This is a genomic window from Nocardia lasii, from assembly GCF_042658545.1.
GTDB classification, from domain to species: Bacteria; Actinomycetota; Actinomycetes; order Mycobacteriales; family Mycobacteriaceae; genus Nocardia; species Nocardia lasii.
In genome coordinates this window covers 95,694-108,606 of the sequence record NZ_JBHSQN010000008.1, presented here as the reverse complement: position 1 = coordinate 108,606, position 12,913 = coordinate 95,694, and the positions used below count along the sequence as shown (strand labels likewise).

The following is a 12,913-nucleotide window of genomic DNA, read 5'->3' as shown; positions in this document are numbered from 1 at the left end:
CGAAAGCGAGCACGACCATGCCCGAAACCATCCTCGTCACCGGCGCCACCGGCACCGTGGGCCGACATCTCGTCCGTGAGCTCGTCGCCGCCGGAGTCCGGCCGCGCGCACTCGTCCGCGATCAGGCCAGGGGGCGCGAACTGTTCGGCTCCGATGTCGACCTCGCCGTCGGCGACTTCACGGATCCCGCCACTGTCCGCGCCGCGATGACCGACGTGCACCGGCTCTTTCTCGCGTGCGGCAACACGGCCGACCAGGTGGAGTCGGAATGCGCGGCCATCGACGCGGCACGCGCCACCGGCATTCGCCGGGTCGTGAAACTGTCGGCACGTGGCGCCGACCGCGCCGCGAAACCCACCTTCTGGCGCCGACACGCCGCCGTAGAGGCCCATCTCGCCGCGTCCGAACTCCCGGCGACGGTGCTGCGCCCCTCGTTCTACATGTCGAACCTCTTCGCGGCAGCCACCCCCCTCCGTGACCACGGCGTCCTCCCGGCCCCCGTCGGCACCGCCGCCATCGCGATGATCGACCCAGCCGATATCGCCGCCGTGGCCGCCGCCCTCCTCCTCGCGGCCACGATCGAGCCCGGCACGGTCGAGCTGACCGGCCCCGATTCCCTCACCTACCACCACGCGGCACACCACCTCACCACCCTCACCGGCCGCCCGATCACCTACACCGACATCCCCCCGGAAGCAGCCGCCCAGGCGATGATCGCCGACGGCATCCCCGCCCCCGCGGCCGACCAGATCCTCGAGATCTTCGCGGCCCTACGCCACCACGCCCACACCCCAACCAACAACCAGGTCCAACACTGGACCGGCCGCCCCGCCCGGACCCTCATGGACTTCCTGGAAACCCACGCCGCCGTCTTCGCGCCGCATCGGCCGGGGGCACGGGACCGGGACGTGCTCGGCGTATAGCAGTCATGCCCTGAGATCGACTGGCGCCCGATCCCGGCGTGCCTTCGGCAGGTTCGGGACTCAGCCGCAGCCCCTGATCGCGCGAAAACCCGATCAGCGCCGGATCGTCCAGCCGCTCACGGCCAGGTCCGTCGGATCCCCTTCGCGGAGAACGCATATGCGGCGGGGCCGCCACGCAGGATCGCGGGGCGGATCGATTGCTGAGCATGGTGAATGCGCTCGACCATCGCGCTGATGGTCAGCTGCTGGTTGTCGAGGTAGAACATCACCGCCCCGTGCCGTTCCAGCGGTGCCCGTTCGACCGCACGGCCTGTGATCCGTCCGTCTTTGCACAGTGGAACCCTGGCCCTGATCAGCGCGTTGGCAGAGCATCGCTTGTGCTACTTTTCGCCCGATAAGTAGCACAAAACTGTGGCGGTGGTACTTAAGTAGCGCTAGCCTGCATTAGTGATACTTTTCGACCGAAAAGTATCACTGGAGCTGATCCGAGGGGTTGGGCTGATGCGTCTGGAGGACTTCGCTACCGCGCAGCGGGGGAACGTCGTGCGGGCGGACAAGGGGTATCGGGCCTTCGTGCCTCCGCCGCTGCCGCCGAAGGTCGAGATGTCGCCGAAGCTGGTTCGCGGGCTGTCCGGTGCGGATCGGGCGGTCGGTGAGCTGGCGGGTCTCGGGCGAGGGCTGCCGAACCCCGAGTTGTTCGGGCGGGCGCTGGTGCGGCGTGAGGCTGTCCTGTCGAGTCGGATCGAGGGGACCGTCGCGTCGCTGTCGGATGTGGCGATGTACGAGGTCGAGCGGCCCGCTCAGCCGCGAGGTGATGTCGAAGAAGTGTTCAACTATATGAGCGCGTTGGATCACGTCCTCGACCCCGATCGGCGCTTGCCGCTGAGCCTGCCGCTCATTCGTGAGGCGCATCGAATCCTGATGACCGGCGTTCGTGGTGACTACGCGACGCCGGGGGAATTCCGGCACTCTCAGAACTGGATCGGATCTCCCGGTTCCACCATCGAGACGGCGAAATTCGTTCCGCCGCCACCGGAATCGCTGTGGCCGAGCCTGGACGCGCTCGAGAAGTTCCTTCACGCCGACGGTGAGTTGCCGCCGTTGCTGGCGATCGCCGCCGTGCACTACCAGTTCGAGGCGATCCATCCGTTCATCGACGGCAACGGTCGGATCGGTCGGTTGCTGGCGGTATTGCTCCTGGTCGAATGGGGATTGTTGCCAGGTCCCCTGCTCGACCTCTCGTCCTATATCGAGCCGCGTCGGGACCGGTATTACGACGGCTTGCTCCGCGTGTCGACCGAGGGCGACTGGCACGGTTGGTTCGAGTTCTTTCTCGAAGTCATCGAGGAACAGGCTCGTGACAGCCTCGGTCGCGCCGTCCGTCTGGACACTCTGCGAAACGAGCTCAGGCTGCGGGTTGCCAGGGCGCGCTCGTCGGGCTTGCTGCCGATTTTGATCGATGAGCTGTTCCGCTCGCCGATCATCGGCATCGCGAACGCGATGAAAGCCCTCGATGTCACCCACCGGGCCGCCACCTTGAACATCGAGAAGTTGGTGGAGGCGGAGATTCTGGTCGAAGTGACCCGCGGTCGCACCCGCTTCTTCGCCGCCCCCGACGTGCTCGCGGTGATGAACGGGAACTGAGTTCGGCGACGCCTTACTGCTACTTTTCGCGCGATAAGTAGCACAGCGGGCCGGTTGTGCTACTTGGTTATCACTACTGGCCAACAGTGCTACTTATCGACCGAAAAGTAGCACTGGGCCGATCACGGCCGAACGGCCAAGTCGTTCCAGACGCGTTCCCAGCGCCGAGTCATCGCCGGATAGACGATGCCGTACCGGAAGGGCTTGATCAGGGCCATGTACAGGCGGCCCAACCTGCCGTTGGGTTTGACGAGGACTGCCATGTGGAGGTGGTAGCCGGTGTCGTCGGGGGTCCAGCCGAGATGCATGACGCCGTGCATGGTGCTGTTGGCTATTTCGGCGGCGTATTCGGTGGGGAGGATGTAGAGGGGCGTGAGGGGTTTGTTCTCGGTGGGGAGTTCGGTGTCGCGGAGGTCGGCGGGGAGGCGGGTGCGCAGCGAGGTGACGCGGTGGGCGGTGCCGGTGGATTCGTCGTCCCAGCCGAACCATTCGCCGAGCTTCCAGCGGATCTTGAACAGGATTCCGGCGAGGCCGGGGGCTTCGGAGGCTTGTTCGGATTCGGTGAGGGCGGCGAGGAAGGTGGGGAAGTCGTCGGGGCCCGCGCCGGGCATCCGGAACTGCCAGACATCCTCGATGTCGAAGTCGGGCGCGATGTCGTGGATGCGCCAGGGCTGGTCGGTGTGTGCCGATTCGGGGAGTCGCATGGCGGTAGCCTCCATCTATACGGGTACGTATAGGTACGACGGTACCGCTGATATACGTATCCGTATAGAGAGTGTGGGGCGGCGATCCGTGATGGACCGCTGAACGCTCAGTCGAGCGGGGCGTAGAGCTGCTCGAGTCCGATCAGGAGAACCTCCGGTGTGTCGGCGATCTCCCGGCGCAGAGCGTCGCTGAAGCCGACGCCGCTGAACAATGCCACCTTGCAGGCCGAGGTGTCCCAGCCGCGTTCGTTCAGCAGGGTTCGGGCTCGGGTCAGTCGCTCCAGATGCTTCACGCCGATGGTTGTTCCCCATTTCGCTTCGCCCAGCAGGGAGATGGACGGCCCGCGGCCGCCGTCGCCGGGTTCGGTAACGGCGGCGTCGATCTGAATCTGCGATCGCTGGTGTTGATCGGTGACCACGCCGCAACCGACCGTCCCGAAATCGGTGTCCACCCCCAGCTGATCCACGCCGCCGGTCAACAGGAAGGTTCGGCACATCTGCTCGAAGTGGGGGCCCGCGACCTGGGCGTTGAACCGCTCGGTCGATCTGCGCCAGACCTGTTGTGCCTGACCGGTTTCCAGGCGGGCCCAGGCCGGGCGCATGACGGCTTCGTAGAACGAGATCAGTGGTTCGGTGATGCGGTATATCGAACGGCCCGATCGAAAGACGTCGAGTTCGCGGCTGATCAGATGACAATCCTCGAGCACTGCCAGCGGATGGGAGATGTCGACGGATTTGCGGCCGATGTATCCGGCGATGCCGCCGCGGGTGTTGTGTCCTTGGGCGACGGCCGCCAGCACTGAGTGATAGAGCGCGGTATCGCGGATCTCGGCTTCCTCGGCGAGGAGATAGCGCGCTTCGCGGAACAGTGGACTCAACGGCGACAACACAGTTCGGCACAGCCAGTCGTCGAGATCGGCGGCGGAAGCCGGGACGTCGTCGGCGAGGAACTGTCGGCGATACGCGGGGGTTCCGCCGACGATGGCATGCAGGCGCGCTGCCAGCGCGGGGTCGTGCGCGGCGTCCCAGAACTCGGCCGCGGCGCGGTATCCGAAGGGTTGCACGAGGAGCTCGAGCTGGGCTCGACCCCGCAGCGGCGCGTTGGCGGCCAGCAGTCCGCCCATCACCGACATGGCCGACCCGCACAGCAGCAGTCGGATGCCGCTCGGCTCGGTCTGGTATCGGTCGATCTCTCGCTGCACGAGCGACGGCAACTCCGGCACCGACTTCACCAGATAGGGAAACTCGTCGAGCACGACGAGCAGGGGCGACTGCTCTCGGCCGCCGAGTGCGAACAGGTAGGTGATCGCGTGATCCCAATTGTCGAACGCGATCGGCGCGCCCGCGCCGGTGAACTCGCCCAACGCCGCACCGAACTGTCGGAGGGACTCGGTGCCGGTGGCGGTCGTCGCCCCGAAGTAGAAGCCGCCTCGCTGCTCGGCCAGCGCGCGCAAGAGGTAGGTCTTGCCCATGCGTCGTCGACCGCTGACGATGCCGAGTGTCGCGGCCGGGGTTGTCCGCGCCGCGAACGTGACCAGTGCGTTCCACTCGACATCACGGTCGAACAGGTAGGTCGGCTTCGACATGAGGCCCCCGATTAGTTAGGAGTGTAGTCCTTAGGAGTGTACTCCTAACTAATTGGGGACTGCGCGTGTGAGCAACGGACCTGGAGGGAGATCGGCCCAGCTGTTCAGCACGATCAGGCGGCCCACGCCTCTGCCAGGAGGCGGTAGGACTCGAGGCGGTCGGCGTGGTCATACGTGATGGCGGTGATGAGGAGTTCGTTTGCGCCGGTGAGGGTTTGGAGGGCGTGGAGGCGTTCGACCACGGTGGTGGGGGAGCCGACTATCTGGGAGGCGAGGCGGTCGTCGACCAGGCGGTGTTGGTCGGGGGTGAGGGGGGAGGCGGTGGTGGGGTCGAGGTATTCGGCGGCGCCGGCGCCGCTGCGGATGCTGTGGACCCAGTGACCGTAGCTGCTGGTGAGGTGGTGGGCGGTGTCGTCGTCGGCGGCGACCACGACGTCGGCGGAGACGATGACGTGGGGTTCGGCGAGGATCTCGGAGGGTTGGAAGGCGGCGCGGTAGGCCGCGACGGCGTCGAGGGCGGTGCCGGGGGCGACGTGGTAGGCGGCGGCGAACGGGAGGCCCAATTTGCCTGCCAGTTCGGCACTTTCGCCCGCCGAGCTGCCGAACAACCACAGTTGCGCGTCGATGCCCTCGCCGGGCACCGCGTGCAATTCGACCCCTTGCGAGGAGAAGTAGCGGCCCTCGATCAGGGCTTGGACCTCGGCGACCTGGTCGGCGAACTCGGGTGCCTCGGCGCCGAGCTGCTGGAGGGCTTCGATCGAGGCGAGGAACTTGGCGCGGTCGGTGATCCGGCGCGGATCGAACGGCGGCGGCACGACGACGCCGTCGCGGACCTGGGTGCGCCCGGTCACCGCGTCGAGCACCGGGTGCCCGCCCCTGGTGGTGGCCGCCTCGGCCCCGAACTGGCTGCGCCGATGCCCGGACCGGCCCAGACCCAGATCCAACCGTCCGGGATACAGCGCGTCGACGGTGCCGAACGCCTCCACGATCGAGGCCGAGGTGTGGTGTCCGACCTGCACCGCACCGGTCCCGACCCGAATGCGGGAGGTGGCCGCGGCGACCAGTCCGAGCAGGGTCAGCGACGAGGAACTGGCCACCGACACGAAATGGTGTTCGGCCAACCAGTACCGCTCATAGCCCCACTGCTCGGCGTGCCGAGCGAGGTCGACGGTATTGCGCAAAGCCTGTGCGGCGCTGGACCCTTCGCTGATCGGCGACAGGTCGAGAATCGACAGTGGAACGCTCATAGCTTCGGATCCTGTTCTCCCGCTTCGATGGCCACGCGCAGCCGGTTCTCGGTCGGGGCGACGGGGCATGTGGCGAACACGGTGAACGCGCACGGCAGGTTCACCGCCCGGTTGAAGTCGAGGGTGACGGTGCCGTCGGTCTCGACCGCGCCGACGGCGAGCGAGCGGGCGGCGGCGTAGGTGGTGACGCCGCTGGTGGCGTCGGTGAACAGCACCCGCAGGTCCTCGGGGGTGCCGAAGGCGAGCAGGGTCTCGCGGCTGTCGCCGATGCGGAATTCGATGGTGCCCGCGGCCCGGTGGTGGTGCTCGAGGCCGTCGACGACCGCGCCGGTGGTGACGGTGCGCGGCTGGTCGAAGGCGGTGAAGTGGCCGGTGACGACCCAGCGCGGGTCGGCCGGGTAGGCGGTGACGCCGGTGAAGCCGCTCAGGGTCGGCGCGGCCGGGTCGTGCACGCGCACCGCGAACTGCCCGGAGCGGCGGATCACCTCGTAGACCTTCTCCTCGTTGAGCACGTGCACGCCGGGCGCGCCCTCGACCGGCGTCACGATCTGCACGCCGCCGATCCGCTCGCCGTCCACGTCGAGGCGGTCGGCGGGCTGGGCGGTGATGAACACGCGCTCCTCGGTGACCCACCAGGTGCCGGGCAGGCCGTCGAAGCGTTGCGGGCTGTCGGTGAGCCAGTGCAGCCCGGCCAGGCTCAGCCAGCCCAGCGGGTCGCGCAGGTTGTCCTCGCGGGCGTCGTGCCAGCGCGCCCACTCGTCGGCGAAGGCTGTTGTGGTGGTGGGGGATTCGACGGTGATGGTCATGACGCGCGTGCTCCTTCGGCGACGGGGGTGTGGTGGGGGTGACGCAGACCGAGGTGGTCGCGCAGGGTGGTGCCGGTGTACTCGGTGCGGAAGCTGCCGCGTTGCTGGAGTTCGGGCACGACGTGGTCGACGAACTCGTCGAGCCCGGCGGGGGTCAGGTGCGGGACGAGGATGAATCCGTCGGCCGCGTCGGACTGCACGTAGTGGTCGATCTGTTCGGCGACCTGGGCGGGCGTGCCGATGAACTGCTGGCGCGCGGTCACCTCGATGATGAGTTCGCGAATGCTCAGCTTCTCGGCCTCGGCCTTCTCCCGCCACGCTGTCGCCACGGCCAGTGGATCTTTCGCGTGTCGAACGCGGCCACGGGTGATCTCGGTCGCGGCATCGGGTTCGATCTCGGGCAGGGGTCCGTCGGGGTCGTAGGCGGAAAGGTCACGGCCCCAGACCTGTTCGAGGAAGGCGATGGCGGTCTGCGGGCTCACCTGCTGGTAGCGGATGTGCCGGGCGCGCTCGCGAGCCTCGGTCTCGGTGTCGCCCAGCACGAAGGTCGCGGCGGGGAAGACGAGCAATTCGTCGTGGGCGCGACCGTATTTCGCGAGGCGGCCCTTGATGTCGGCGTAGAACTTCTGCCCGGCTTCGAGGGTGCCGTGGGCGGTGAAGATGGCGTCGGCGGCCTTGGCGCCGAACTCGCGACCCTCGTCGGAATCGCCCGCCTGCAACAACACCGGGTGCCCCTGCGGACTCGGCGGCACGACGAACGGCGCCGCGAAGTCGAATTGTGAACCGTGGAAAGCGGTTTCGGGGATGTCGCGGGCGAAGATGCCGCGCTCCCGGTCGATCACCAGCGCGTCGGTGGGCCAGCTGTCCCACAGCGCCCTGGTCGCCTCGACCACCTCCTCGGCCCGCCGATACCGCTGGCTGTGCTCGAGATAGCCGCCGCGCCGGAAGTTCTCGCCGGTGAACGCGTCCGAGGAGGTCACCACGTTCCACGCCGCCCGACCGCCGGAGAGGTGATCGAGGGAGGCGAACTGCTTGGCCAGTTCGAACGGTTCGTTGTAGGTGCTGTTGATGGTGCCCGCCAGCCCGAGCCGCTCGGTCACCGCCGCCACCGCGTTGAGCACGGTGAAGGTATCGGGCCTGCCCACCACGTCCAGGTCGTGGACGCGCCCGCGGTGCTCACGCAACCGCAGGCCCTCGGCCAGGAAGAAGAAGTCGAACAGGCCGCGTTCGGCGGTGCGTGCCAGGTGCTCGAAGGAGGAGAACTCCACCTGCGATCTCGAGGCGGGATCGGCCCACACGGTGGTGTTGTTGACGCCGGGGAAGTGCGCGGCGAGATGGACCTGCTTGCGGGGTTTCGCGGTCACCGCGCGGCTCCTGTCGTGGCGTATCGGCTGAGGGGGCGGGGCAGGTCGAGGCGTGCGCGCAGGGTGGTCGCCTCCGCGGCGGCGGGGCGACGCTTCACGGCCAGCGCCGCGAGGGTGGCGTGCAGGGCCAGCGGCCGCAGCACCACCCCGTCGGCGACGCGGGAGCGCGCGATGGTGTCGAGCAGGTCGTCGAGCGCGGCGACGGTGCCCACGTGGCGCAGACCCTCGTGCGGCGCGGCGGCCCAGCTGTCGAGCTGGGCGACTTCGGCGCGCGCGTCCTCGGCCCAATCCGACAGGTGCACAACCAGATCCAGCAGGATCTCGACGGTGTCGGGGTCGCGGCCCGCGGTGGCGATGGCGGCGCGCAGGGCGAGGCGGTGCTCGGCGGCCGACGCCAGGTCGGGGGCGCTGACGCGGATGATGTCGGCGCGCCGGACAGCGACCTCGGTGGAGGCGGAATCCTCGGCGCGCACGGTCACGATCGGCTGACCCTGCGGGGAGCGCGGGGTGATCGCGGGGCCCTTGACCGAGAAGTTGTCGCCGACGAAGTCGATGTAGTGCAGGCGATCCCGGTCGATGAAACGCCCGGTCGCCACGTCGCGGATCTCCGCGTCGTCCTCCCAGCTGTCCCACAGCCGGGCCACGACCTCCACCGCCTCGTCGGCCTCGTGCCACCGCGCGGTCGCGTCCTGAACCTGCTTGCGGCCGAACGCCTTCGCCTCCTCGGCCGCGGTCGAGACCGTCACCTCCCAGCCCGCGCGACCCCGGCTGGCGAAGTCGAGCGCGGAGACCGCCTTGGACACGTGGAACGGTTCGGTGTGGGTGACCGGCACCTGCGGGATCAGGCCGATCCGGCGGGTGAGCGGGGCGGTTCGGGCCGCGATGGCGACGGCGTCGAGCCTGCCGCGCGTCGCGCCCTCCCCACCGGTTTGCAGGCCGAACGCGTCGGGCAGGAAGACCGCGTCGAACCCGAGCGCCTCGGCCCGGCCGACGATGGTGGTCCAGTAGTCGGCCGTGAACAGGTCTTCGGCGCCGGAGTCGGGGCGCCGCCAGGACGCGGGATGCGTTCCGGTGCCCGCCGTTTCGATGCCGAGGAACAGTCTGGGCTTGCTCATCGGGTGAGATCCTTTCCGTCGAGGGGATCGATCCGGTTGCCCGGTGCGGGGATCGCCGCGAGCAGCTCCCTGGTGTAGGGGTGTCGCGGGTCGGTGAACAGGGTTGCGGTGGGGCCGGTTTCGACGATGCGGCCGTGGCGCATCACCGCGACCCGGTCGCTGATCCGGCGCACCACGGCCAGATCGTGGGAGATGAACAGGTAGCCGAGCGACAGTTCGGCCTGGAGGCTGTCGAGCAGGTCGAGGATCTGCGCCTGCACCGAGGCATCCAGCGCGGAGACCGGTTCGTCGAGGACGAGCAGGTCCGGGCGCAGGGCCAGCGCGCGGGCGATGGCCACGCGCTGGCGCTGGCCGCCGGACAGTTCCGCGGGTCGACGGCTGGTGAACGCGGCGGGCAGCGCGACCTGGTCGAGGAGTTCGGCCACCCGGGCGGCCCGGTTGCCGATGCCGTAGGCGCGCAGGGGTTCGGCGATGATGTCGGCGACGTCCCAGCGCGGGTCCAGCGAGGCGTACGGGTTCTGGTAGACCACCTGGAATCGTCGGCGCAGCAAGCGCAGTCGGTTGCGGCGCACGCCGGCGAGGTTGTGGCCGTCGAAGGTGACGGTGCCGCTGTCGGCGTCGGTGAGGCGCACCGCGATCCGCGCGGTGGTGGACTTGCCGGAACCGGATTCGCCCACCAGCGCCAGTGTTTCGCCCCGATCGAGACTGAATTCGACATCGTCGACGGCGGTGATGGTGCCCGCGCCCGCGTGGAATCGCTTGTGCAGGGCGCGCACCGACAGCAGCGGAGCCTCGGCGCGCGGGCGCACCGGTCGGAACTCGGTGGGCGACAGGGCCGGTGAGGCGGCGAGCAGGCGCTGCGTGTAGGGCTGCCGCGGACGATGCAGCACCTGTGCGGTGGCGCCGGATTCGACGACCTCGCCCTGTTCGAGCACCACGATCCGATCGGCCCGTTCCGCGGCGACGGCCAGATCGTGGGTGATCAGCAGCACCGCCGTGCCGCGCGCCGCGATGCGTTCGGCGAGCCGGTCGAGGACCTGGCGCGCCACCGTCGCGTCGAGGGCGCTGGTCGGTTCGTCGGCGATGATCAACTCCGGCCCGCAGGCCAGCGCGATCGCGATCAACACCCGCTGGCGCTGCCCACCGGACAGCTCGTGCGGGTACTGCCGCGCCCTGACCTCGGGGCGGTCGAGTCCGACCTCGTCGAGCAGGTCGAGGGCCTGGAGTGTCGCCCCGCGCCGATCGGCGAGCCGGTGCACCAGCAGGGCCTCGGCGACCTGATCACCCACGCGCAGCACCGGATTCAGCGACAGACCCGGGTCCTGCGGCACGAGTCCGATGCGCGCGCCGCGCAACCGCCGCAGTGCCTTCTCGTTCTCGGGGTCGACCCGTTCACCGTCGAATTCGACAGTGCCGGAGACGATGCGGGCCGACTCGCCGAGCAGGCCGATCACCGCGTGCGCCAAGGTCGACTTGCCCGACCCCGACTCGCCCACGAGCGCGACGACCTCCCCGCGCGCCACCTCGATCGTGACGCCACGCAGGGCGTCGACCGAGCCGGCGCCCGTGCGGTACGCGATCCGCAGATCCGCCACCCGCAACAGAGTTCGGTCGCTCATCGCTGACCCGTCCTTCCTACGAACCGGCCGACCTGCTGGGCCGACAACACGACGGCGACGATCACCAGACCGGGCACCGTGGTCAACCACCAGGCGGTCGCGATGAAATTGCGGCCCTCCGAGATCAACGAACCCCATTCGGGGGTGGGCGGTTTCGCGCCGTAACCCAGGAAACTCAGCGAGGACACCGCCAGCACCGCCATCCCGAACTCGACCGCGGCCAGGGCCAACACCGGCCCGAACGCATTGGGCAGCACGTGGCGGGCGAGCACGGCGTACCAGCGCACCCCCGAGGCGTGCGCGGCCTCCACATAGGGCGCGTGGCGCACCCGGAGTACTTCCGAGCGCATCACCCTGGCGAAGTTCGCGATCAACGAAATACCCACGGCGATCGCCACATTGCGGGTACCGAAGCCGAGCGCGGTGACCAGGGCCAGGGCCAGCAGCAGCGACGGGATCGACAGCAGCACATCGATCACCCGCATGATCGCGGTGTCGACGATGCCGCCCGCCGCGCCGGACAGCAGCCCGAGCAGCGACCCCGCCACCAGCGCGATGCCGACGGCGGTGAGGGTGGCGGTGAGCGAGAGGCCCGCGCCGTGCACCATGCGGGTGTAGAGGTCGCGGCCGAGGTTGTCGGTGCCGAACCAGTGTGCGGCACTGGGGCCTTGGAACTTCTCGGCGGGCACACCGGTCAGCGGGTCACCGGAGGCGAACAGCGACGGGGCCAGCGCCCAGCCGACGGCGATCGCGAGCACCACCGCGGACACGACGAGCCCGAGATGACCCCGCACCCACCCGAGAACCCCGGCGAGACGGGAGGATTCGGCGACGACAACGGCGGGCTGCTCACGCCGCACGAGGATGTTGACCACGATCACTCCTTTCGGACTCGGACGCGGACGCGGTGTCGGCGGTGGTGACCGGGACCGGTCGCCGCGCCGCGCGGGTACCCGTGATGCGCGGATCCAGCAGCGGATACAGCAGATCGACGGCCAGATTCACCGCGACGAAGATCAGCGCCGATAGCAACACCACCCCCTGCACCACGGGAATGTCCTGGTTGAGCACCGAGGTCTGGGTCAGCCGCCCCACGCCCGCGCGGGCGAACACCGACTCCACCACCACCGACCCGGCCAGCATGTTGCCGACCAGCACCCCGGCCACGGTGAAGGCCGGCACGCTCGCCAGCCGTGCGATGTGGCGGCGCTGCACCCACCACCGCGACGCCCCCTTGGCCAGGGCCACCTCGGCGAACGGCTGCCGCCAGGTCTGCTCGAGTCCGGCGGCCAGCACCTGGGCCAGCACCGCACCGATCGGCAGGGCCAGGGTCAGGGCGGGCAGCAGGGTGCCGTGCAGTCCGGTGCCGCCGAAGGCCGGGAACCAGTGCAGGCGGAACGAGAACACTTGCAGCAGGAGCAATCCCACCCAGAAGGTCGGCACCGAGACGCCCAGCGGTGGCAGGGCGCGCAGGGCGTCGCGCAGCCAGGGGCGGCGCACGTAGGTGGCGGCGAAGGCCAGCGCGGTGCCGCCGATGATCGCGAACAGCGCGGCCAGCGAGGCGAGGGCGAGCGTGGGCGGCAGCGCGTCGGCCAGCGCCGCGGTGACGGGTTGGCCGGTGTTGATGGACCGACCCAGGTCACCGGTGACGGCGTTGCCGAGCGCGGTCACGTACTGCTCCCACAGCGGCTTGTCGAGCCCGTAGCGCGCTTGGAGTTCGGCGATGGCGGCCTGGTCGACCGGGACGCCGCTGCCGACACTGTCGGCCGCCATCGAGACCGGGTCGGCGGGCAGCAGGTACAGCACAACGAACGAGATCGTGAACGCCGCCCACAGCACCCAGACCGCCTGCAGCACACGCGAACCCAGATACCGTGCGGTGCTGCCACCCGTCGACCCGCGCAT

General features: G+C 69.2%; 12 protein-coding genes. 2 read left to right on the top strand and 10 right to left on the bottom strand.

Annotation, left to right across the window (positions count from 1 at the left end; all coding sequences use genetic code 11):
* The first annotated feature begins 17 nt into the window (after positions 1-17).
* A complete protein-coding gene (locus ACFP3H_RS13125) occupies positions 18-923 on the top strand; it encodes an NmrA family NAD(P)-binding protein (protein WP_378604717.1) in 906 nt (301 codons plus the stop codon).
* 116 nt (positions 924-1,039) lie between these two features.
* Here ACFP3H_RS13125 and ACFP3H_RS13120 read toward each other — a convergent pair whose 3' ends face one another.
* Entirely contained in the window at positions 1,040-1,189 is a 150-nt protein-coding gene (locus ACFP3H_RS13120) for a hypothetical protein (protein ID WP_378604714.1), read from the bottom strand.
* Positions 1,190-1,424: 235 nt separating this feature from the next.
* On the opposite strand from ACFP3H_RS13120, the gene ACFP3H_RS13115 reads away from it, so the two are divergent.
* On the top strand, positions 1,425-2,567 hold the full coding sequence (locus ACFP3H_RS13115) for a Fic family protein (protein ID WP_378604711.1): 1,143 nt from the start codon (positions 1,425-1,427) through the stop codon (positions 2,565-2,567).
* Between the two features lie 122 nt (positions 2,568-2,689).
* On the opposite strand, the gene ACFP3H_RS13110 is transcribed toward ACFP3H_RS13115, so the two are convergent.
* The 9 genes from ACFP3H_RS13110 to ACFP3H_RS13070 form a co-directional block, all read right to left on the bottom strand.
* Positions 2,690-3,271: a DUF2867 domain-containing protein gene (locus ACFP3H_RS13110; protein ID WP_378604708.1), complete on the bottom strand. Its 582-nt coding sequence runs from the start codon at positions 3,269-3,271 to the stop codon at positions 2,690-2,692.
* Positions 3,272-3,378: 107 nt separating this feature from the next.
* Positions 3,379-4,857, bottom strand: a complete 1,479-nt coding sequence (locus ACFP3H_RS13105) for an AAA family ATPase (RefSeq protein ID WP_378604705.1) — start codon at positions 4,855-4,857, stop codon at positions 3,379-3,381.
* Between the two features lie 113 nt (positions 4,858-4,970).
* Complete coding sequence (locus ACFP3H_RS13100) at positions 4,971-6,104, bottom strand: LLM class flavin-dependent oxidoreductase (protein WP_378604702.1); 1,134 nt, start codon at positions 6,102-6,104, stop codon at positions 4,971-4,973.
* Entirely contained in the window at positions 6,101-6,910 is an 810-nt protein-coding gene (locus tag ACFP3H_RS13095; RefSeq protein ID WP_378604699.1) for a DUF1684 domain-containing protein, read from the bottom strand. The genes ACFP3H_RS13100 and ACFP3H_RS13095 overlap by 4 nt, the downstream gene beginning before the upstream one ends.
* Positions 6,907-8,274 (bottom strand): NtaA/DmoA family FMN-dependent monooxygenase, encoded by a 1,368-nt coding sequence (locus ACFP3H_RS13090; RefSeq protein ID WP_378604697.1) that lies wholly within the window; start codon positions 8,272-8,274, stop codon positions 6,907-6,909. Before ACFP3H_RS13090 ends, ACFP3H_RS13095 begins: the two co-directional genes overlap by 4 nt.
* Positions 8,271-9,389: an LLM class flavin-dependent oxidoreductase gene (locus ACFP3H_RS13085; RefSeq protein WP_378604694.1), complete on the bottom strand. Its 1,119-nt coding sequence runs from the start codon at positions 9,387-9,389 to the stop codon at positions 8,271-8,273. The genes ACFP3H_RS13090 and ACFP3H_RS13085 overlap by 4 nt, the downstream gene beginning before the upstream one ends.
* Positions 9,386-11,008, bottom strand: coding sequence for a dipeptide ABC transporter ATP-binding protein (locus ACFP3H_RS13080; protein ID WP_378604691.1), 1,623 nt, complete (start codon positions 11,006-11,008; stop codon positions 9,386-9,388). Before ACFP3H_RS13080 ends, ACFP3H_RS13085 begins: the two co-directional genes overlap by 4 nt.
* Positions 11,005-11,883 carry an ABC transporter permease gene (locus ACFP3H_RS13075; protein ID WP_378604688.1) on the bottom strand — a complete coding sequence of 293 codons (879 nt, stop codon included), beginning with the start codon at positions 11,881-11,883 and terminating at the stop codon, positions 11,005-11,007. The genes ACFP3H_RS13080 and ACFP3H_RS13075 overlap by 4 nt, the downstream gene beginning before the upstream one ends.
* A complete protein-coding gene (locus ACFP3H_RS13070; protein ID WP_378604685.1) occupies positions 11,858-12,913 on the bottom strand; it encodes an ABC transporter permease in 1,056 nt (351 codons plus the stop codon). The genes ACFP3H_RS13075 and ACFP3H_RS13070 overlap by 26 nt, the downstream gene beginning before the upstream one ends.